The sequence below is a fragment of the Aequorivita sp. Q41 genome, from assembly GCF_039831855.1.
Lineage (GTDB): Bacteria > Bacteroidota > Bacteroidia > Flavobacteriales > Flavobacteriaceae > Aequorivita.
Genome location: NZ_JBDPMS010000001.1, coordinates 559905 through 583099, shown reverse-complemented (window position 1 = coordinate 583099; position 23195 = coordinate 559905). Strand labels below are relative to the sequence as shown.

At 35.5% G+C, this 23195-nt stretch carries 20 protein-coding genes; 6 read left to right on the top strand and 14 right to left on the bottom strand.

Annotated features, from left to right (window positions below; all coding sequences use genetic code 11):
• Positions 1-90: 90 nt before the first annotated feature.
• From ABJ955_RS02680 to ABJ955_RS02655, 6 genes are all read left to right on the top strand, one after another.
• On the top strand, positions 91-2325 hold the full coding sequence (locus tag ABJ955_RS02680; protein ID WP_347373060.1) for a TonB-dependent receptor: 2235 nt from the start codon (positions 91-93) through the stop codon (positions 2323-2325).
• Between the two features lie 25 nt (positions 2326-2350).
• Positions 2351-2707, top strand: a complete 357-nt coding sequence (locus ABJ955_RS02675) for a heavy-metal-associated domain-containing protein (protein WP_347373059.1) — start codon at positions 2351-2353, stop codon at positions 2705-2707.
• Positions 2708-2863: 156 nt separating this feature from the next.
• Positions 2864-3394, top strand: a complete 531-nt coding sequence (locus ABJ955_RS02670; protein WP_347373058.1) for a hypothetical protein — start codon at positions 2864-2866, stop codon at positions 3392-3394.
• Positions 3395-3773: 379 nt separating this feature from the next.
• Complete coding sequence (locus tag ABJ955_RS02665) at positions 3774-6986, top strand: SusC/RagA family TonB-linked outer membrane protein (RefSeq protein WP_347373057.1); 3213 nt, start codon at positions 3774-3776, stop codon at positions 6984-6986.
• Positions 6987-6998: 12 nt separating this feature from the next.
• Positions 6999-8462, top strand: a complete 1464-nt coding sequence (locus ABJ955_RS02660; protein WP_347373056.1) for a SusD/RagB family nutrient-binding outer membrane lipoprotein — start codon at positions 6999-7001, stop codon at positions 8460-8462.
• Positions 8463-8583: 121 nt separating this feature from the next.
• Complete coding sequence (locus tag ABJ955_RS02655) at positions 8584-9420, top strand: zinc-dependent peptidase (protein WP_347373055.1); 837 nt, start codon at positions 8584-8586, stop codon at positions 9418-9420.
• Here ABJ955_RS02655 and ABJ955_RS02650 read toward each other — a convergent pair.
• The 14 genes from ABJ955_RS02650 to fbaA all read right to left on the bottom strand — a co-directional run bounded on the left by ABJ955_RS02650 (position 9417) and on the right by fbaA (position 23160).
• Positions 9417-10397, bottom strand: a complete 981-nt coding sequence (locus ABJ955_RS02650) for a YpdA family putative bacillithiol disulfide reductase (protein WP_347373054.1) — start codon at positions 10395-10397, stop codon at positions 9417-9419. The two genes, ABJ955_RS02655 and ABJ955_RS02650, sit on opposite strands and share 4 nt — an antisense overlap.
• A gap of 6 nt (positions 10398-10403) precedes the next feature.
• Positions 10404-11063: a ribulose-phosphate 3-epimerase gene (rpe, locus tag ABJ955_RS02645; protein WP_347373053.1), complete on the bottom strand. Its 660-nt coding sequence runs from the start codon at positions 11061-11063 to the stop codon at positions 10404-10406.
• A gap of 220 nt (positions 11064-11283) precedes the next feature.
• Positions 11284-12147, bottom strand: a complete 864-nt coding sequence (locus tag ABJ955_RS02640; protein ID WP_045080767.1) for a sigma-70 family RNA polymerase sigma factor — start codon at positions 12145-12147, stop codon at positions 11284-11286.
• Positions 12148-12273: 126 nt separating this feature from the next.
• Positions 12274-12885: a hypothetical protein gene (locus ABJ955_RS02635; protein WP_347373052.1), complete on the bottom strand. Its 612-nt coding sequence runs from the start codon at positions 12883-12885 to the stop codon at positions 12274-12276.
• A 1-nt stretch (position 12886) separates the two neighbouring features.
• On the bottom strand, positions 12887-13432 hold the full coding sequence (locus ABJ955_RS02630; protein ID WP_347373051.1) for an RNA polymerase sigma factor: 546 nt from the start codon (positions 13430-13432) through the stop codon (positions 12887-12889).
• A gap of 18 nt (positions 13433-13450) precedes the next feature.
• Positions 13451-14056 (bottom strand): hypothetical protein, encoded by a 606-nt coding sequence (locus ABJ955_RS02625; protein ID WP_347373050.1) that lies wholly within the window; start codon positions 14054-14056, stop codon positions 13451-13453.
• A 49-nt stretch (positions 14057-14105) separates the two neighbouring features.
• A complete protein-coding gene (locus tag ABJ955_RS02620) occupies positions 14106-15107 on the bottom strand; it encodes a hypothetical protein (RefSeq protein WP_347373049.1) in 1002 nt (333 codons plus the stop codon).
• Positions 15108-15264: 157 nt separating this feature from the next.
• Positions 15265-16464, bottom strand: a complete 1200-nt coding sequence (locus ABJ955_RS02615; protein ID WP_347373048.1) for a glutamate-5-semialdehyde dehydrogenase — start codon at positions 16462-16464, stop codon at positions 15265-15267.
• Positions 16465-16493: 29 nt separating this feature from the next.
• Positions 16494-17264 carry a glutamate 5-kinase gene (gene proB / locus ABJ955_RS02610; protein ID WP_347373047.1) on the bottom strand — a complete coding sequence of 257 codons (771 nt, stop codon included), beginning with the start codon at positions 17262-17264 and terminating at the stop codon, positions 16494-16496.
• 15 nt (positions 17265-17279) lie between these two features.
• The gene (proC, locus tag ABJ955_RS02605; RefSeq protein ID WP_347373046.1) at positions 17280-18086 is read right to left on the bottom strand and encodes a pyrroline-5-carboxylate reductase; all 807 of its coding nucleotides are present in this window, start codon (positions 18084-18086) and stop codon (positions 17280-17282) included.
• A gap of 269 nt (positions 18087-18355) precedes the next feature.
• The gene (locus ABJ955_RS02600; RefSeq protein WP_347373045.1) at positions 18356-20593 is read right to left on the bottom strand and encodes a polyribonucleotide nucleotidyltransferase; all 2238 of its coding nucleotides are present in this window, start codon (positions 20591-20593) and stop codon (positions 18356-18358) included.
• 208 nt (positions 20594-20801) lie between these two features.
• Entirely contained in the window at positions 20802-21071 is a 270-nt protein-coding gene (gene rpsO, locus ABJ955_RS02595; RefSeq protein WP_290254613.1) for a 30S ribosomal protein S15, read from the bottom strand.
• Positions 21072-21177: 106 nt separating this feature from the next.
• Positions 21178-22053: an acetyl-CoA carboxylase, carboxyltransferase subunit beta gene (gene accD / locus ABJ955_RS02590; RefSeq protein WP_347373044.1), complete on the bottom strand. Its 876-nt coding sequence runs from the start codon at positions 22051-22053 to the stop codon at positions 21178-21180.
• 39 nt (positions 22054-22092) lie between these two features.
• A complete protein-coding gene (gene fbaA, locus ABJ955_RS02585) occupies positions 22093-23160 on the bottom strand; it encodes a class II fructose-bisphosphate aldolase (RefSeq protein WP_347373043.1) in 1068 nt (355 codons plus the stop codon).
• Positions 23161-23195: the final 35 nt, after the last annotated feature.

Genomic DNA, 23195 nt, shown 5'->3' with positions numbered 1-23195 from the left:
GCATTAAAACTGCATTTGAAGATGGTCACTTTTGTTGAAAACATAATTTTGTTACTAACGGCAATTACTATGTTGCTAAATATATTTTAAATGAAAAATCTATTATATATACTCTTTATACTTCCGCTGTGTGTTTTTTCACAGGAAAAAATAAAGGGAAATATTACTGAAAATATTGATAATAAAGAAGTTCCACTTTCAGGGGCAAATATTTACTGGCTACATACTTCCGAAGGAACCGTAAGCGATTTTGATGGTAATTTTGAAATTTCTTATAAACCAGAGTATAAAAAATTGGTTGTAAGTTATGTGGGATATGAAACAGATACAATTTCTGTAAATGTGCCTCGAAAAATAACACATTCTTTAAAATCTAAAGCCAATTTAGATGAGGTTGTGGTTACTGCAAGACAACAATCCACTTCGCGTTCGTATATTCAAGCTACGAATGTGCTAAATGTAAGCAGCGATGAGCTTTTAAAAGCTGCTTGCTGCAATCTTGCGGAAAGTTTTGAAACAAACCCTTCTATCGATGTAAATTTTGCCGACGCCATTTCGGGAACAAGGCAAATAAAAATGCTTGGGCTTACAAGTCCCTATATTTTAATTACTACTGAAAATGTACCTAATATTCGTGGCGCTTCCCAAGCATATGGGTTGAGTTTTATCCCTGGAACTTGGGTGGAGAGTATTCAGATTACTAAAGGTGCAGGAAGTGTGGTAAATGGATATGAAAGTATTGCTGGGCAGATTAATGCTGAGCTTCAAAAACCACTTTCCGACGATAAATTTTTTGTAAACGCTTACGGGGCTGAAAATGGCCGGTTTGAGTTAAACACACATTTAAACACCAAGGTTAGCGAGCGTTGGAGTACTGGTGTGTATGTGCATGGAAACATGCGAAAAACTGAATTTGATAAAAATGACGATACTTTTCTTGATGCGCCATTAATGCAACAAGTAAATGTGATGAACCGTTGGCAATACATCGATCAAGAAAAGGGCTATGTGGGCTTTGTTAATTTTAGATATTTGAATGATGAGAAACAAACAGGGCAAACCTTTTTTAACCCAGATACAGATCGTGGTACAACAACTGCTTGGGGGAGTGAAATAAAAACAGAACGTTTTGATGTTTCCGGGAATTTCGGATTTGTAAATCCAGATGTGCCTTGGCAAACAGGAGGGGTGCAAGTAGCATACAGCCGTCACAATCAGCAATCTTATTTTGGGTTAAACGAATATGCTATTTTGCATAATAGTTTGTACGGAAAACTGCTTTATAATTCAATAATTAGCGATTCACGCCATAAGGTTAAAACGGGGTTAAATGTAACTTATGATGGCTATGAAGAAGTGGTGCTGACGGAAAACTTTAACAGAATTGAAAATTCGGTAGGCGCATTTTTTGAGTACAATTTTGACAACTTAGACGATTTAAATTTTAGTGTAGGTATCAGGGGTGATGTTCACAATAGACTGGGAGCTTTTATTACGCCACGATTTCATTTGCGTTACTCGCCTTGGAACAAATCTGCATTTAGAATTTCTGCAGGAAGAGGAAAACGTAGTGCGAATATTTTTACAGAGAATCAAAGTTTGTTTGCAACTTCACGAAGCTTAAATATTTTTGGAAATGGAGGGAATATTTATGGTTTAGATCCTGAAATTGCATGGAATTATGGAGTTTCGTATATGCAAGGGTTTAACCTTTTTGGAAGAAAGGCAGACGTAACCTTAGATTTTTATAGAACCGATTTTGTAAACCAGATAGTCGCTGATTGGGAAAACCCAACTGAAATAAATTTTTATAATTTAGCGGGCGAAAGTTATTCTAATAACTATCAAGTGGAGTTTAATTACAACCTATTTAAGCATTTCGATATGCGGTTGGCATATAAATACTACGATGTAGAAACTACTTATATAAGTGGAAAAAAGAAAAACCCTTTAACGCCAAACCATCGTTTTTTTGCAAATGCTTCGTTTCAAACCCATCAAAATACAAAGGGTGGAAATTGGAAGTTTGATGCTACCTTTAATTATCTGGGAGCACAACGATTTGCTTCAACAGAAAGTTATTTAAATTCCATAGGCCTTTCGCAGTTTTCACCAAGTGTTTCTACTGTGAATGCGCAGATAACTAAAGTTTTTTCGCCTAATTTTGAAATATATATTGGCGGTGAAAACATTACCAATGTAAAACAAGATAATCCAATAATAGGAAGCGATGATCCATTTGGCTCACGTTTTGATACAACGTATGTTTATGGTCCTATTTTTGGAAGTTCATATTTCGCAGGGTTGCGATACCGTATTAATTAACTTTTAAATTTTTAAAACAACACTTATGAAAAAAGTACTTGCAATTTTAGTATTTGTATTTATTGGAGCAACTGGTTTTGCTCAAAACAAAAACGCCAAAGCCACAATAGAGGTTGATGGTGTATGTGGCATGTGTAAAGAGCGTATTGAAAAAGCTTCTATTAAAGCTAAGGGTGTTAAATCTGCTAGTTGGGATTTGGATACGCATCAATTAAGTCTTATTTACAATGAAACAAAAACAGATTTAGCTACAATTCAGCAAAGCATCGCAGATAGCGGTCACGATACGCAGGATATAAAAGCTGAAGATGCGGTTTATAATGAAATAGACCCTTGTTGTAAATACCGTGACCAGCAGGTTATTGACGATCATAAACAATAAGTATTAGCTTTATCGAGACGTAGCTTACCGTTGCTGTCTTTTATAAAATCATCCAGATATAAAGTTTGGATGATTTTTTATTTTGAAAAAAAATCGTTTGACTTTTAAATTTTTAATAGATCCATTTTTTTATTTTTACGAGCTAAATAAAGCACCATGAAACAAATTCTAGGAATCGGTTCGCGGATAGACCACCCACACTACGGAAAGGGTGTGGTTACCAATGTTAATGCAAAGATGTATTGGGTTACATTTATAGAAAATGGACTTGAAACAATTCCTACTGATGATGATTTTGAAATTATTGAAGCTTCAGAAGATGACGTAGACACCGTAAGTTTTTATGAGGTTGAAAAAAGCTTACGTGAAATTCTAAAAAAATGGAATGGCTTTAGTGAAATTGTGCCAATTGCAGACAAATGGAAGGGTGGGACGCTAATTTTAAAGCCTGCAGATTCAAATTTATCTTCAAAAGAAATTCCAATCGATACTTTTTTTCATAAAATAGTAATGTTGCGCGATCGCTTGCGTGTAATGGAGCAAAAAATTAACGCCAGCAAAGAATTGGACGAACAAGACAAAATTGATCTACAGCAGTATATTACACGTTGTTATGGAAGTTTAACCACCTTCAATGTGCTTTTTAAAAGCAAGGCTAATCAGTTTAAAGGCGCAAGTACTTTATAAGGTTTTTTTAAGTATTATATTAAGGAGAAAATAGGTGCTTTTGATGTGCTCTAATCTCTGTTTTAGCGGGCGGTATAAGAAAATTCTTTCTCTAAAAGCTTGAAAAATCAATTATTTGGGCTCTACAAACAGATGTTTTTATAATGTTTGAAAGTTTTTATTTTATTTTCAATCGTATTCCGATTTCTACATTGTTTTTATTTCACATTCAAAAAGCCAAGAAAATCAGCGCTTTGCGAAAAATTAACTTAAAATTTCTAAAAATTAAGAGGTTTTAAAATAACTTTTTCATAAAATTTTAATAATCTACTTTCATTAAAAGTTGGAATTGTAAGATTTTATTGGCACTTTTGGAGTGCTAATTCAAACAAACAAAAAAATGAAAACAAAGTTTAGTGGAATTTTAACACTATTAGTAGTGTTGATTGTGCAGCTCGCTTTTGCACAGGAAAAAACAATTTCCGGAACGGTAGCCGATGACACGGGCTTACCTCTTCCAGGAGTTAACATAATAATAAAAGGTACAAGTACTGGAACACAGTCTGATTTTGATGGTAATTACACCATTAACGCTGCTACGGGACAAACACTTGTTTATAGTTATGTAGGATTTGAAACTCAAGAGATTGCTGTTGGGGCTTCAAATAAGATTGATGTTGCTATGCAAGCTGGTTCAGCATTGGACGAGGTTGTAGTAACTGCACTTGGTGTTTCCCGTGAAAAACAATCATTGGGTTACTCAACGCAAGAAGTTGGAGGTGAAGATATCGCTACAGTAAAAGGAAACAACTTTACAAATGCCCTTTCTGGAAAAGTATCTGGTCTTCAAATTAAAAGAAATAACAACTTTGGTGGTTCTACCAACGTAGTTATTAGAGGTAATACTTCATTAACTGGAGACAACCAAGCACTTTTCGTAGTTGATGGTATTCCAATTAGTAACAGAAACACGAATTCAGCTGGACAAACTCAAGCTTCGGGTAACTATTACGATTATGGTAATGCTGCTGCGGATATTAACCCAGACGACATTGAGTCTGTAAACGTGCTTAAAGGTGCTGCGGCATCTGCACTTTATGGTTCACGTGCGGCTAACGGGGTAATTATTATTACTACCAAGAAAGGTAAAAAAGGAAAAGGTCTTGGCGTTACAATTAACTCTAATGCGCAAGTAGGTTTTATCGACAAGAGTACGTTTGCGGAATACCAGAACCAATATGGACCTGGTTACGGTGATGACTATTTTACTTTTGAAGATATAGATGGTGATGGAAACGACGATCAAGTTGGAAACTATGGGGATGATGCTTCATACGGACCAGCATTCGATCCAAACCTTTACATCTATCAGTGGGATTCATTTGATCCAGATTCTCCAAATTACTTAAGAAAAACTCCTTATGTTGCTGCCGAAAATGGACCATTGTCCTTTTTTGAAACTCCAGTAACTTTAACAAACTCTATTTCGATTACGAATGGAATGGATAACGGATCTTACCGTTTGTCTTATACAAAATTAGATCAATCAGGATTGATGCCAAACAGTACATTAGATAGACATAACTTTATCTTTAGTGGTACTTATGATGTTTCAGATAAAATATCTGTAACTGGTTTTGCTAATTATATTAAAACAGATGCTTTGGGGCGTAACTCTACAGGTTATAACGATAACGTTGTTGGTAACATGAAGCAATGGTGGTCTACAAGTACAGACCTTCACGCTCAAAGAGATATTTACTTGGCAACAAAGCGAAACGTAACTTGGAACCCTGCAACTTCTGCAATTGGTTCTGCTCCATTGTACTGGGATAATCCATACTGGACACGTTACGAAAACTATCAGAATGATACAAGAAACCGTTTTATAGGGAATTTTGAATTAAACTATGAATTGGCTGATTGGGTAAGCGTTACAGGTAGGGTTTCTACAGATACTTACAGTGAATCTCAAGAAGAGCGTAGAGCGGTAGGTTCTGTTGCTACTACATTTGGTGTTACACGTGGAAACGTTGACTCTGGTTATTTAAGAAGAGATATTACTGCTACTGAAACTAACTACGACTTAATGTTTAACTTTAATACTGATATTTCTGAGAAGATTAGTTTTTCTGGTATTTTAGGAACTAACGTAAGAAGAAATGAATTTAATTCATTAACTTCTTCTACATCGGGTGGTTTAATTGTACCAGGACTTTATTCATTACAGAATACTGTTGCAGCAAACCCACGCCCAGTAGAACAAGCAGAAAAGATTGGAGTTGATGGTATTTATGCTAGTGCTTCATTTGGTTTTGGAAACGTAGTTTATTTAGATGGTACCATAAGAAGAGATAATTTCTCAACTTTACCAGTAGATGATAGCGCATTCTTCTACCCTTCTGTTTCTACAAGTTTCGTGTTTAGTAAATTACTTAACTCGAATGCTATTAGCTTTGGTAAATTACGTGTAAACTATGCTGAAGTAGGAAACGGTGCTCCGTTTGATAGATTAATTGATACCTATAACATTAATAATGATATTGGTACTTCTATTCCAAACAGAAAAAACAACCCATTACTTAAGCCTGAGATTACAACAAGTTATGAAGCAGGTCTTGAAATGCGTTTTGTTAACAACCGTTTAGGTTTTGATGTTTCTTACTACAAATCAAACTCTATTGACCAGATTATAGCTGCGCCAGTATCTTCTGCAACAGGATATACTTCAAAGCTTCTTAATGCTGGTGAAATTGAAAACAAAGGTATCGAGGTATCTTTAAACGGTATGCCAATTAAAAATGAAAACTTTACTTGGGGTATTAATGTAAACTGGTCTCAAAACGAGAACACAGTACTTTCTCTTGCTGATGGAATTGAAACACTTCAGTTAGGTAGCTTCCAAGGAGGTGTAACAGTTAACGCTGTAGTAGGACAACCTTACGGAGTTATTTACGGACAAGATTACACCTATTTGAATGGGCAGAAAGTAGTTGATCCAGATTCTGGACGTTACATTCCAACAGCTACTTCAAATAACATTATCGGGGATACTAACCCAGATTGGTTAGCAGGTATTACAAATACTTTTACATACAAAAACCTTTCTTTTAGCTTCCTTATCGATATTCAAGAAGGTGGAAGTGTATTCTCGTTAGATCAATATTATGGCCAAGCTACTGGTGTATACGCCAATACTTCATACATAAATGATTTAGGAAACCCAGTAAGAAATACATTAGCAGATGGTGGTGGTTACATTAACCCAGGTGTTAATCCTGATGGCTCAGTAAACACAACTAGAACAGATGCTAACAGTTTTAGTGGTTTTGGATATGCTGCTTTACCAAACTCAGAGTTTGTGTACGATGCTAGTTATATTAAACTACGTCAAGTATCTTTAGCTTATACGTTGCCATCTAAATTCTTAGAGAACACTTTTATGACTGGACTTCAGTTTAGCGTTTCAGGTTCTAACCTTTGGATTATCGATAAAAACATGCCATACGCTGATCCAGAATCAGGTTTGAGCTCAGGTAACTTACAAGGTTATAGTACTGGTGCATTGCCAACTACCCAAGATTACGGGTTTAACATTAAAGCACAATTTTAATATATAGAAAAAATGAAGAAACTGATATTAATATTAACAGCGGCAATTATGGCCGTGTCATGTTCAGATAATCTTGAAGATCTGAATGAGAATGTAAAAGATCCTTCAAGTGTGAGTGGGGAAAGTTTATTCGCTTCCGCACAAAAGCAACTTGCTGATCAGGTAGTTACTCCTAACGTTAACTTAAACAACCTAAGGTTGTGGACGCAACAATTACAGGAAACTACTTATACAGACGAAAGTAGATACAATCAAGTAACACGTTCTATTCCTGATAACCATTGGAGAGTATTTTATCGTGATGTGTTAAAAGATTTAGATGAAGCATCTAAAATTATTGAGGGTACTACATACCTTACAGATGAGTTAAACGGAAGAAAGCCTAATAAGCAAGCAATTGTTGAAGTTTTAACTGTTTACGCATATAGTAACTTGGTTGAAACGTATGGTGATATTCCTTACTCTGAAGCTTTAGATATCGATAATCTATTGCCTAAGTATGACGATGCACAGACTGTATATTATGATTTACTTGCAAGATTAGATGTTGCAATTAATACGATGAATACTAGTTTAAATAGTTTTGAAAATTCTGAAGACCTTATGTACTCTGGAAATGTTGCAAAATGGAAAATGTTTGCAAACTCTTTAAAACTACGTATGGGAATCATGATTGCTGATGAGAATGCTGCACTATCTAAGTCAACAGTAGAGTCTGCTTATACAAGCGGTGTATTTGCTAGTAATGCTGATAATGCAACATACAAATACAGAAATGCTGCTCCAAACAACAATCCTATGAACAACAACTTAGTATTGAGTGGTCGTAATGATTATGTTGCTGGCGCAACTATTATCGATATGATGAATGCTCTTGAAGACCCACGTAGACCTGCTTACTTTACAGATGTAGATGGTGTTTATGTAGGTGGTGTAATAGGAAGTAGATCTTCTTATGCAACTCATTCTCATGTATCTGATCGTATCGTTAACCCTTCTGAGCCAGGTGTGATCATGTCTTATGATGAAGTAGAATTCTTATTAGCAGAAGCTGCTGAAAGAGGATATGCTGTTGGTGGTAACGCTGAAAGTCACTATATAGCTGCTATCACTGCATCTTTCGATTTTTGGAATGTTGGAGATGTAGCATCTTACTTAGCAAAGCCAGAAGTTGATTATGCTTCTGCAATCGCTGCTAGTACTTCTACTCCAAAATGGAAAATGGTTATAGGTACTCAAGCATGGTTAGGTCTTTACAACAGATCTTTTGCTTCATACCTTTCTGTTAGAAGATTAGATTACCCAATTCTTGTTGAACCAACTAGTGCTCAATCAGGTTACCCAGTGAGATATACGTATCCAGTAGGTGAGCAAACACTAAATGGAACAAACTATGATGCAGCTGCTTCAGCAATTGGAGGGGATGCACCAGAAACTCAATTATTCTGGGATAAATTCTATACTTTCGATTTCTAAAATTAGTAATCGTTATTTATATTTATTAAAATCCCCGGCAGTAATGTCGGGGATTTTTTGTTTATCATAGAGAAATATTTGATTTCAAGAACCTTATACTAACTAGATCTTTCAATACAGTATGTTTATAAACCTTCAACCTGAACCCTATGCCCCATGGCTTGCTCCCTATGCCTATGGAATTGTAATTTTAGGGATTTGCTTGTTTTTATTCCGTTTTTTTGAAAATAGCTATGCCTCTTTATTTAACAAACCGCTTTTTCGGCATTATTTAGTTTACAAAAAACTATCAACTTCTCAGAAAAGAATTCTTGAAAATGAATTTGGGTTCTATAAAAAACTTTCTCCTAAACATAAAAGAGAGTTTGAACATAGAGTAGCTCACTTTCTTGCTGCCAAAAACTTCGTGGGGAGAGAGGGTTTAGAAATTACAGATAAAGTACAGGTTTTAATTGCTTCAATTGCTTGTATGCTTAGTTTCGGAAGAAAGAATTATACCTACACATTGATAGATTATATTTTAGTGTATCCTAAGGAGTTTTATAGCCAGGTTAATAATACTTATCACAAAGGGGAATTTAATCCAAGACAAAAGGCTTTAGTGCTTTCTTGGAAAGATTTTGAAGAAGGTTTTAAAATTGTCGATGATAACTTAAATGTAGGAATTCATGAATTTATGCACGCTATGCAATTGGAAACAAAACATAGTACTGATGCTGATTCAATACGTTTTAAAAAACAATTTCATAATATTTTAAAACAAATTGCAAAGCAAGAGGTGAAAGACCAATTGGATAAAACCAAATATTTTCGTGCCTATGCCTTTACAAATCAATATGAATTTATGGCTGTGCTGGCAGAGTATTTCTTTGAGTCGCCAAAAGACTTTAAAGAGATTTTTCCGAAATTATATGACCATACTAAGAAGCTTCTTAACTTCAACTTTATAGGCTATTAAGACTCTGCAATATGTTTAGCGATAATCTTTGCGTGTATTCGTGAATTTTCAATAAACCATTTATGGGTTTCCAAGCCACCACAAATAACACCTGCCAGGTATAATCCCTTAATATTTGTTTCCATAGTTTCCGGATTATAATGTGGAAATTGCATTCCATCTTTAGAAATATGAACCCCTAGATTTTTAATAAACTCAAAATCTGGCTGATAGCCTGTTAGTGCTATTACAAAATCATTCTTTAAAGTTTTTTCGCCATTTGGGGTTTTTATTAAAACTTCGGTTTCAGTAATTTTAATTATTTCTGAATTAAAATATGCTTTGATACTGCCTTCTTTTATTCTGTTTTCAATATCTGGTTTTACCCAATATTTTACACGTTCTCCAATTTCAGCCCCCCGGACTATCATTGTTACATCACCGCCTTTTCGCCAAATTTCTAGTGCTGCATCTACAGACGAATTGCTTGCACCAACAACTAGTACTTGCTGCATTACAAACGGATGTGCTTCTTTGTAATAATGCATTACTTTTGGTAGGTTTTCCCCTGGAACAGAAAGCATTTTAGGAATGTCATAAAAGCCAGTACTTACAATGAGGTTCTTGGCTTTATATGCTTTTTTATTAGATACTACTTTAAAAAAAGTTCCATTTTTTTCAATTGAACGTATCTTTTCATAAAGATTAATGTGAAGTTTGTTTGAAGTTGCGACACGTCTATAATACTCAAGTGCTTCGTTTCTGGTAGGTTTTGGGTTGTTGCTAATAAAGGGAATTTCATCTATTTCCAGTTTTTCTGAAGTAGAAAAAAAAGTCATATTCAAGGGGTAGTTGTATAGTGAGTTGGTGAGCGTTCCTTTTTCAACAACACGATAATTCAACCCTTTTTTTTTGCATTCCAAAGCACAAGCAAGCCCTATCGGACCTGCGCCAATAATTAATACATCGAGCAATTTTTCTATTGAATTACTAACCATGTAGATTTATTGCACAATTTTTTTTAGCCCTTGAATGGTTTCTGTAGGGTTTGTAGCTCCAAAAACATAGCTTCCTGCAACAAGCACATCTGCACCTGCGTCTACTAGTTGCTTTGCATTTTTATCAGTTACTCCACCGTCAATTTCAATTTTAGTATTTGCAGCTTTTTCTTCAATCATTTTTCGAAGTTGAGCGACTTTATTATAAGTGTTTTCAATAAAACTTTGTCCGCCAAAACCTGGATTTACACTCATTATGCACACCAAATCAATATCATTGATAGTGTCTTCTAGTAGGGAAACATTGGTGTGTGGATTTAGGGCAACGCCTGCTTGCATTCCTTCTGCTTTTATTGCTTGTAGTGTGCGATGAAGGTGTGTGCAAGCTTCATAATGAACTGTAAGAATGTTTGCGCCCAAATCTGCAAAAGTTTTTATATAGCGGTCTGGGTCAATAATCATTAAATGTACATCCAAGGTTTTTTTTGCATGGGTAGCAATACTTTTTATAACTGGCATTCCAAATGATATATTTGGAACAAATACGCCGTCCATTACGTCAATATGAAACCAATCGGCTTCACTATTATTAACCATTTCAATATCGCGTTGAAGGTTTGCAAAATCGGCTGCTAGTACGGAGGGTGCAATTAGGGTGTGGCTCATTTTTAAAAGTTTTTACAAAAATAGGAATTATTGATGGGGTATTGAGTTTTATACAATGAAAAACCCTCGGTAATCAGCCGAGGGTTCATTCATCAATCAAAAAACGAACAGTATTTTCTCAGACAAGCTGAGAAACTGATACTGTAAGTTGCCTTTAGGGATTATCACCTTTACTTACACTACACAATGATTCATTTTAGGTTGTTGTGTAGTGAAAATGTTATCCCAAATATGTCATTAATATTTTACTTCTTGAAGTGTGTTTTAGTCTTCGAATAGCTTTTTCCTTAATCTGGCGAACACGCTCACGAGTAAGATCAAAGGTTTCACCTATTTCTTCTAATGTCATTGGATGCTGATCTCCCAGGCCAAAATATAAACGAATAACGTCTGCTTCTCTAGGTGTTAATGTTTCTAAAGCACGCTCAATTTCTGTACGAAGTGATTCGTGAAGCAAAGAACGGTCTGGATTTGGGCTTTCGCCGCTTCGTAGTACATCGTATAGGTTACTATCTTCACCTTCCACTAATGGAGCATCCATTGAAACGTGACGCCCAGAGTTTTTCATAGACTCTTTTACGTCGTTTATAGTCATGTCTAATTCTTTTGCAATTTCTTCTGCAGAAGGTGGACGCTCGTTCGCTTGTTCAAGATAAGCGTACATTTTATTTATCTTGTTGATGCTTCCAATTTTATTTAGCGGCAATCTAACAATACGTGATTGTTCAGCAAGTGCTTGAAGAATAGACTGGCGAATCCACCAAACAGCGTACGAAATAAATTTAAAACCACGTGTTTCGTCAAAACGTTGTGCGGCTTTTATAAGTCCAAGGTTTCCTTCGTTAATAAGGTCTGGAAGTGTTAGTCCCTGGTTTTGGTATTGCTTAGCCACCGAAACAACGAAACGTAGGTTTGCTTTGGTTAATTTTTCTAAAGCGCGTTGGTCTCCCGCCTTGATGCGTTGCGCCAATTCTACTTCTTCGTCTGCGGTGATTAAGTCAACTTTTCCAATTTCTTGAAGGTACTTATCTAATGAAGCAGTTTCCCTGTTGGTTACCTGCTTTGTAATTTTAAGTTGTCTCATTTAAGGTTTGTCCTGTAAGTTAAGGTTTAAACTTGTGTACTGGATTATACGTAAGAAACCTAAAAAAGGTTACAAAACAGTTAGGCTTTTTAATGTAAAACTACCTTTTGCCTATGAATGAAATAGTTACTGATTAAGACTGTCAATTTTTTTTACATTTAAAGTGTCGGTATTTTTAATTTTCCCTGAAAGCAAACTGTCAATTTTTTCTTTACTATCCGTTACCAATTGTTTGCCATCATTGCTACTATAATAATAGTACTTTCTTGAAACAATAGTTGTTTCATCAATAATGCTATTTTTTGAAGAGTTATTTTTTGTTTTAGAATCAGTTTCTATAAGTTTGGTTTGTTTAGAAGTTTGAGGTGTTGTTTCTGCCAATACTATTTTTTCTTTAATTTCACTTTTAACTATCGTTGAATCTTTTTTTGAAATTTTAAAAAGTTGTTCACGAGTCACTACATTTGCAGGAGTTGTAGATTGTTCAATTTTACTGTTGTTTTGAAGCTGGTTTTCTGAAATTGTATTTTTGAAATATCCATTCCTATAAAGGAATGCTATTCCTAACAAAAGAAAAAGGCTGACTCCTGTAAACCAATAAAAAAAGATTCTTTTTTTTCTGTTTTTTTCTTTGTCGAGTGTTGTATTTACTTTTTTCCAAAGGCTTTCAGTGGGAGCTTTTTTTCCGTCATTCAGCTTGTCTTTAAACAGTGTTCCTATATCTTTCTTTTGTCCCATTTTAATCTTCTTTTGGTTTAAGTGATTTTTTTATTTCAATCACTTTATCGCGTAAAGTTAGCTTTGCACGGTGGTAATTTGACTTTGAAGTTCCTTCAGAAATATTTAAAGCTGAAGCGATTTCTTTATGTGAAAAACCGTCCATTTGATATAGATTGAAAACAAGTCTATATTGGTCTGGTAATTCCTGAATTAATTTTAAAAGTTGGTCAAGAGATAGATTTGGTTCTTCTTCAAAAACAACAACTTCCTCAAGAATATCATCTTTGAGTTCGATATTTGTATGTTTTTTAGTCTTGTATTTATCAATAGCCTTATAAATGGTTATCCGTTTCATCCAACCTTCAAAAGAACCCTTGTTTTTGTAGGTCTTTATTTTTTGAAAAATTGCAATAAACGCATCATGTAGGTTGTCTTCGGCATCAACTTCATTTCGGCAATACTTTAAAGAAGTAAAATATAGGGTGTCTTTATACCTCCGGAACAACTCGTTTTGAGCTATCCGATTGTTTTTTGTACACTGCTTTATTAATTCCTCTATTTTCAAATACGTTTTGGGTATTTTTTAAAATGATCTGACTGGTCTAACTTTCACAGCATTATCTTTTCCTGTAAATAATTTTCTTGAATCTGGAATTACAGTAGTAACTGAAAATTCATACACTTGATAATTTAAATATAAAAAACCTCCATTTCCATCTTTTGTACCCCAGCCTTCTGATGAACTTGCGTAAATGATATGCTCTACATTTGGATCATTGTTCAAATCTGGAAAGCCACCTATCAAATCTCTATATTCATAAATCAATGCCAATTCATCAATTGAAGGCAGATACCAATCAGTATATCCATTTCCATCTAACATATAGGCAAGTCTTGCTGCAATATTAGGTTCGTCACAAAAGTTAACGATAGCGAGTGTGTTTTGTTTGCCAAAGCCGATACCATCATTTTGTGCAATTGGAGCTGTTGGAGGCACTGGGTTTGGTTGGTTGAAACATCCCCAAGGCGCATCTGCAAGATCGGACTTATATGCAATTAATCCATGTTCCTTGGTGTCGTCCAAGTAGAATATTATTCCTCCTTGATATTCTTGACCAATTTCTAATAGAAGATCTTCTTTGGGAGTATCGTCATTCTTGCTACAAGCAGTAAATAACAAAACTACCATTAATAAATTGAGGAAAGATTTTAGGTGATATTTTTTCATGACTTATAAATTAACAATTAATAGCTTTTAAAATTATAGGTACTGAGCTAACAAACATCCCTGTATTTATATCATCAAATCTAATATAAATAATTTGAGGATTTGTACTGTTCTCATAGTGTAAGATTGTAATGGGGTTTGTGCCAGAAAGCATATTTTCATAGGTTTCATAATAGCTTGCAACTACTGTTTCTGGATTATCTATTCCTGTAAGCGGGAAAAAGCATTCAAAATAACTTTCTAAGTCAAATATTGCTCGTTGAGACCCTGACTCGTTTTCACATTCTTCAAATAGAAATTTTACACAAGGTTGTTGGCAGTCTTTTAATAGGCGATAGGTATCTATTCCATTGGTGATTTCCATTTGTGTTTCATCAAAAAGAATCACTTTCCAGTCAAAATTCCAGTCATCGCTGATTTCCTCTTCTCCAACTAAAAATATGTTAAGGTGTAATTCGTTTTCTATAAAATAGGAAACCCAGGTTCCACCAAAGGAGTTTGCCTGAAAATAGAAGCCTGCGTTTCCGTAATTGCTAACTTCAAAATAAGAGTCGTTATATTTAGTATTTGGTCCGTCTAAATGATTTACCTTCCAGATACAAGCGGTTTCTGTAAGAATGTTGTTGCAAGTTGTAATAGTATCTGCCTTTAAGCACATGTCTATTGCTTCTTTTAATTCTTTATTAGTGTTGATAGCATATGGTTGTCCATTTTGTAAAATACTGGTTATTGGATAACTTAAGCTAATGGATTTTCCTTCTTCCAAAGTAGCTAAAAACTCACTGAATTCTATATCGCTATTTATATTTTGGTAGCCGAAAACATCCATGTTTTCATTATAAACAACCAATGTGAATGGGTAATTAAAATCAATACATGTAATTTCATTTTCAAAATCATTTCCTGCAGCTCGTTGTAATAAATTAAAAAGCTCAGAATTTACTTGAATAACTTTTGAAGAGTCAATTTTGCCAAGAGGTTCATTTTCACATGAAATGAAAAATGCGAACATAAGTAGAAGCGGTATTATCCAAATATTTTTCATGTTTTCAATTTAGTTTATACCCTATAGTCTGAAAAATTTTAGAAGGTTGCGTGAAAACAAAAAAACGTTTTTAAATCCTAAAAGTATGGGATTAAAAACGTTTTTAGAATTCTAGATTTTTTATTTAAACTCTAACCTGGCCATTGCCAAATACATAATATTTATTGGTAACAAGTTGTTTTAAGCCTAAAGGGCCACGGTGGTGTAATTTGTCTGTGCTAATAGCAAGTTCTGCACCAACACCCATTTGGCCGCCATCTGTAAAACGGGTCGAAGCATTATGGTATACGGCAGCGCTATCTACATTTTCCATAAAGTGCTGAGCTTTTTCAGGGCTTTCAGTAAGTATTACGCTAGAATGACCCCCGCTATACTTATTTATTTTTGAAATAGCTTTATCCATTCCAGCTACTTTTCCTAGCACAATTTTAAGTGCTAGAAACTCTTCGCTCCACGTGGCTTTATTCGGAATAGGCTTTTCATCTAAAAGAACTCTTTTTATATCTTCATCTACCAAAATTTCTACTTTCGCTTGTTTCAAAACAGTTTTTAACTCTTGAAGTCGGGTTTCAAAATTTGGAAGATTTTTATCTATTAAAACTTTATCTAAGGCATTACAGCCTGATATTTTATCGGTTTTTGCATTTAAAAGTACCTGAATTGTTTTTTTCCAATTGGCATCTTCGGCTATATACATAAAATTATTTCCTCTACCGCTAATTAAAACCGCGCATTTAGCATGCTCCTTTACAAAATTAATTAACCGTTCGCCACCTCTGGGAACGATAAGGTCCAGTTGCTCGTCTGGGTTTTTAAGAAATACCTGTGTTTCTTCTCGGTTTAGCTCTAGCATGCGTACCCAATCTTTCTCCAGTCCATTAGCTATAAGTGATTGGTGCCAACACGCCACCAATTCTTTATTGCTGTTTGAAGCTTCTTTGCCTCCTTTTAATAAAATTTTGCTATTTGCTTTAAATGCTAATACGGCAGCCTCTATTGTTACATCTGGCCTTGACTCATAAATAATCATGATGGTGCCAAAAGGAGCAGTTTTATTAATTATAGAAAGGCCGTTATCTAATTTAACATTCGATATTTCCTGGCTCACAGGGTCTTCTTGTGCGCGTACTTCGGAAATTGCCTTTATCATTCCGTCAATTTTAGAATCATCTAAAACTAAGCGATCGTATAATGCTTGATCGTCCTTATTAAAAGCTTTCAAGTCTTTTTTATTAGCTTCTAAAATGTTAGTTCTATTCTGGTCTATGTTTTTAATCATAGTATCCAAGACATTGTTTTTTGTTTCTGTGCTTATCAATTTCATAGTAGCTCTCTTCAATTTTAAGTTATCGGTTATGCGTAGAATTTTGTACCAATTTTTTCACCATTCAAAATATCTACAATTACATTAGTCTGTTTTCCATTGGCTATATAGGTAGGTATGTTTTTTCGCGCAGTTTCTTTGGCAATTTTCAATTTCGATTTCATGCCTCCGCGACCTTCACCTTCCCCTTTTCTAGATTTTTGAACATACTGTTCTACTTTTTCTCCGTGGTGTACTTCGTTAATTTTTCTAGAATTAATATCGTCTGGGTGTCCCGTGAATAGGCCATCAGTATCTGTTAAAATAATCAAAGCCTCTGCATTTATTAGTTCTGCAACCAAACTGGCTAGTTCATCATTATCGCTAAACATTGAAAGTGTTAGTGATACAGCATCATCTTCATTTGCAATTGGAACAATACCTTCATTGAGCAATCCTTCATAGCAATTTATCATGTTTTCTCTGTGTTTACCTGGGTCAAAATCGCGTTTTGTAGCTAGAATTTGTGCGCAACGCATTCCGTAATCATGAAATAAACTGTAATAATGGCGCATCATTCGGGGTTGCCCAACTGATGAATAAATTTGTCTACGTGTAGCATCATCTTTAGCGATACAATCGCCTAAAACTTCTTTGCCGGCAATTGCAGATCCTGAAGAAACTAAAACAGGCATATATCCATTTTCATATAATTCAGCAATTTGTCGAACTAATTCATTTAGTATCGGTCCTACAATTCGGTTGTCACTATTTGTCATAACGTTGGTTCCTACTTTTATAACCACTCGTTTTCTATCCATATTTTAAAGTTGTATTTAAATTTTTTTTCCAAGTTCTGTTGCTCTGTCAAATGCTGCATAGGCAGCTTCTTTGATTAATTCTTTTACATTATTGTTTTCCATTGAATCTAAAGCGGCGCGGGTTGTTCCTCCTTTTGAGGCAACTCTGTCCATCCATGCATGAGGTGAAAGGTCTGAATCATTAAATAATGCGATGGCACCTTCAAATGTTTGGGTGACCAAAATTTTTGAATCGTTTTGTGAAAACCCCATTTTTAATGCTGCTTCCATCATAGACTGCATAAAATAAAATACATACGCTGGTCCACTGCCAGAAATACCTGTTGAGGCATTGATAAAGTTTTCGTTTTTAACATGAATTGCTTTTCCAGTTGTACCAAGAAGGTTGCGAACCATTATTAATTCAATTTTACTTACTTCTTTTGATTCTGTAAATGATGTCATTCCCAACCCTACTTTTGCTGGAAGGTTAGGCATTGCGCGTATTACTTTTTTTATGCCTAAGCCTTCTTGGATGGCACCGATGCTAATTCCAGCCATAATCGATATAAACAGCTGGTTTTCATTTACCATTTCTTTCACCGTTTTAAATAATTCATCGCTATGGTAGGGTTTTACAGCTATAAAAACGACATCTGCTTTTGGGAGACACTCAGAAATAGTGTCATAAACATTAAAATTTGGAATTGCTTTTAACTCTAATGTTTTTTCTGCGGAAACATCATAAATCATTAAATTTCTACGATTTAAATACGGAGATTTTGCCATTCCTTCGGCATACGCCAAGCCCATATTGCCTGCGCCAATTATTAGTACTTTCATAATTAGTTTTTTGTTTGGCATATATACCACAAGTATTGTACTGGAAAATGAATCTGCCTCTAAATGAGTCATTTAAAAAAAATAAAAGGGTGGTAGCGCAATGGCTAAAGTGGGGGGCGGGATTCACTAAAATTTTGTTAAAATTTAATTTGAATACCTAGCCCTTGCTAATGTGTCGGGAAATTCTGTTTTTTAGTCAAATCCTGCAATTATGGCATAAAAAAACGCCTTTCAGCAATGAAAGGCGTTTTGTAAATTCAAGAAACAAATTAATCTCTTTTTCTATCTCTATCGCGATTATCACGACCACGGTTGTTATCGCGTCCACGATTGTCACGCCCACCGCTACGGTTGTCATCGCGTGGTGGTCGTTCTTTGTATCCTTCTGGTTTAGGTAAAAGTGCTTTTCTTGAAACTTTATCTTTTTTCGTTCTAGGATCGAAACCAATAAATTTCACATCAAACACATCACCCATATTTACTACATCGGTAACGTTTTCGGTACGTTCCCAAGCAAGTTCACTAACGTGTAGCAACGTCTCATTTCCTGGAGCGTCTACATACTCAACGACAGCACCGAAGTCAAGCATTTTTATCACTTTTACTTCATAAGCGCTACCTACTTCAGGTTTGAATGTAAGCGAATCTATTCTCGCTAATACGGCATCAATTCCTTCTTGATTTGTTCCAAGAATTTCCACGATACCTTCTTCGGTAACTGGATCTTCATTGATAACAATAGTAGTTTTTGTTGTTTTTTGAAGCTCTTGAATAACTTTTCCTCCAGGACCGATTAATGCACCAATATATTCGTTTGGAATAGTAACGGTTACCATTTTTGGAGCGTGTGGCTTAACGTCTTGGTTAGGTGTTGAAATTGTTTCAACTAATTTTCCAAGGATGTGTAAACGACCTGCTGAAGCTTGTTTTAAAGCGTTCACCAAAATTTCATACGAAAGTCCTTTAACTTTAATATCCATCTGGCAAGCCGTGATTCCGTCTGCCGTTCCTGTAACTTTAAAGTCCATATCACCTAAGTGATCTTCATCACCTAGAATATCTGAAAGGACAGCGTATTTTCCAGTTTCGCTATCAGAAATTAATCCCATTGCAATCCCAGAAACAGGTTTTTTAAGTTGCACCCCAGCATCCATCAACGCCATTGTTCCACTACAAACGGTTGCCATAGAAGAAGAGCCGTTAGACTCCAATACTTCTGCAACCACACGAACTGTGTAAGGGCAGTCTGCAGGAATCATTCCTTTTAATGCGCGTTGTGCCAAGTTTCCGTGACCAACTTCTCTTCGGGAAGTTCCTCTAATTGGGCGTGCTTCCCCAGTTGAAAAAGGAGGGAAGTTGTAATGAAGGTAGAATGTTTCTTCGCCTTCAAATGATGGCATATCAATTTGGTTTGCTTCTCTTGAAGTTCCCAAAGTAACTGTTGCCAAAGCTTGTGTTTCTCCTCTTGTGAAAATTGCAGACCCATGGGTAGAAGGTAAATAATCAACTTCACACCATATAGGGCGAATCTCATCCGTTTTTCTACCGTCTAAGCGTAATCCTTCGTTTAAGGTAAGGTCACGAACAGCAGCTTTTTCAGCTTTATTGTAATACTTAGAAACTAAAGCGCCAAAATCTGCTAATTCTTCTTCAGAAAAAGTAGCTTTTATTTCTTCTTTAATTTCCGAAAAAGAAGCGCTTCGTTCATGTTTTGCAGAACCAGCTTTTGCTACAGCATACACCTTGTCGTATGCCATATCGTGAATTTTCTTCATCAGATCTTCATCTTCACGTTCCGCTTCATATTCACGTACTTCTTTTTTGCCAAATGCTTCCGCCAACCTTAGTTGTGCCTCACATTGTTTTTTGATGTGTTCGTGTGCGAATTTAATGGCTTCCACCATTTCTTCTTCTGAAATTTCATTCATTTCGCCTTCAACCATCATTACAGAATCTGCAGAAGCTCCAATCACCATATCGATGTCAGATTCTTCCAATTGTGCTCTTGAAGGGTTGATTACGAATTCGCCATTGATTCTTCCTACGCGGGCTTCAGAAATAGCACATTCAAACGGGAAATCTGAAAGTTGAATAGCTGCCGAAGCTGCTAAACCTGCCATTGCATCAGGCATAACATCATCATCATGACTCATCAATTGAATCATTACTTGTGTTTCTGCGTGATAATCTTTTGGGAAAAGTGGGCGTAAAACACGGTCTACAAGACGCATGGTTAACACTTCACCGTCGCTTGGTCTAGCTTCTCTCTTAAAGAAACCCCCAGGATAACGTCCTGAAGCAGCAAATTTTTCGCGATAATCTACCGTTAATGGTAGAAAATCTACATCACTTTGTTTGTAGTTTGAAACTACCGTACAAAGTAGCATACATTTTCCGGATTGAACAACGACAGAGCCGTGAGCCTGTTTTGCTAACTTTCCGGTTTCGATGGAAATCTCTCTTCCATCACCAAGGTCTATGACCTCTCTAAATACTTTAGGTATCATTTGTTTTTCATTTTGTACGCCATTGGCGTACGGTTAAAAATGGTCAACGACTGTATATCAGTCGTGTGTTGTTGTGTTGTTGTGGTTGACCAATGAAAAACCTAGGGTAGCTTTTCTATGTGTTCTGAAAATAATAATTATTCAGAATTAAAAGAATCCACTTTTGTGGGAAATAAAAAGAAAGGGCTCAAAAGAGCCCTTTAAAATATTACTTACGTAATCCTAATTCTTTTACGATAGCACGGTAGCGTAGAATATCTTTTTTAGTTAGATAATCTAAAAGAGCTCTTCTTTTACCTACTAACATAACCAAAGAACGCTCTGTGTTGTAGTCCTTGTGATTAGCTTTTAAGTGTTTTGTTAAGTGCTCGATACGGTGTGTAAACAAAGCGATCTGTCCTTCTGCAGAACCAGTGTCGGTCTTTGACTTACCGTGTTTTTCAAAAATTTTTTCTTTTACTTCTTGTGATAAATACATGCCAATATTGTTAAAATGATTTTTATGTACTGACTACCATTTTGATAATCAAGGGTGCAAAAGTAATAAAAGTTATTGATTTACAATGTTTTTATTTGTGAAAATATTAAGCTGACTTTACTGTTTTTTCAGAAAGGGGTCTGTTTAATATTAAGTCTAGGTATAAACTAATTTTTCTTTTAAGATCTCTACGATGTGTAATAAAATCTAAAAAGCCGTGTTCTAATAAAAATTCTGCAGTTTGAAAACCTTCAGGAAGTTCCTTTCCTGTAGTATCGCGTACTACACGAGGACCCGCAAAACCAATTAACGCACCAGGTTCACCAATATTTATATCTCCAAGCATTGCAAATGAAGCTGTTGTTCCCCCTGTTGTTGGGTCTGTACATAATGAAATGTATGGAATGCCAGCCTCGCTTAACTGTGCAAGTTTTACACTTGTTTTTGCAAGTTGCATCAATGAAAGAGCAGCTTCCATCATACGAGCCCCACCACTTTTAGAAATTATTAGTAACGGAATTTTCTTTTTTAAAGAATAATCTGCTGCCCGTGCAATTTTTTCACCTACAACACTTCCCATGGAGCCTCCAATAAAGCTAAAATCCATACACGCAATTACCAAATCTGAACCATTCGATTTGCCCACGGCACAACGGACTGCATCTTTTAATCCGGTTTTCTCTTGTGCTTCTTTTAAGCGGTCTGTATATTTTTTTTTGTCTTCAAATTTTAAAGGGTCTTTAGACGAAAGGTTCTTGTCGAATTCTTTAAATTTATTATCGTCAAAGAGAATTTCAAAATATTCTTTACTGCCAATACGTACATGATATCCATCTTCTGGACTTACGTAAAAATTTTTTTCAAGCTCTTCGCTATCAATAATTTTTCCGGTTGGAGATTTGTACCAAAGTCCTTTTGGCACGTCTTTTTTATCTTCAGTTGGAGTCTGTATTCCTTTTTTTGTTCTTTTAAACCAAGGCATAAACGATTGTTTGTTTAATTTCTTATTTCCTATTTAGGCTTATAACGAATTAACGTTATTTAGATCTTTAAAGGCTTTTTCTAGCCTTTTCTTAAAAGTGATTTCGCCTTCACGAAGCCATTTTCTTGGGTCGTAATATTTTTTATTTGGAAGGTCATCGCCTTCTGGATTTCCTATTTGAGTTCTTAAGAAGTCAATGTTTTTGGTAACATAATCACGTACTCCTTCGGTAAATGCAAATTGCATATCTGTATCGATATTCATTTTTATTACGCCATACCCAATTGCTTCACGTATTTCTTCAAGAGTAGAACCACTTCCGCCGTGAAAAACAAAATCTATTGGGTTTGGACCTGTATTAAATTTTTTCTGAACGTATTCTTGTGAATTTTTCAGGATAATCGGAGTTAATTTTACATTTCCAGGTTTGTAAACGCCATGAACATTTCCAAAAGCGGCTGCAATAGTAAATTGATCACTTATTTTTGAAAGCTCTTCGTAAGCATAGGCAACTTCCTCAGGTTGAGTGTACAATTTTGAGGAATCTACATCGGTATTATCCACTCCATCTTCTTCCCCGCCAGTAATTCCAAGTTCTATTTCAAGGGTCATTCCTATTTTGCTCATACGTTCTAAATAACGTTTGCAAATTTCAATGTTTTCTTCGATAGGCTCTTCAGAAAGGTCGATCATATGTGAGCTATAAAGTGGCTTTCCGTTCTCTTTATAGAATTTTTCACCTGCATCCAACAAACCATCAATCCATGGTAATAATTTTTTTGCGCAATGGTCGGTGTGAAGTATTACCGTAGCCCCATAAACTTCTGCTAGTTCATGCACATGCTTTGCGCCGGCTATTCCACCGGCAATTGCAGCTTTTTCATTTTCGTTAGAAAGTCCTTTCCCTGCATTAAAATAAGCGCCACCATTAGAGAATTGAATGATTACAGGAGCGTTTAATGCGGCTGCAGTTTCCATAACCGCGTTTACACTATCCGATCCTACAACATTTACGGCAGGCATAGCAAAGCCTTTCTCTTTGGCGTATTGGTGAATTTTTTGAACTTCTTTTCCGGTTGCAACACCGGGCTTAATTCCATGACCCATAGCTATTTTTGATTGTTATTGTTAAAGTTAGTTTT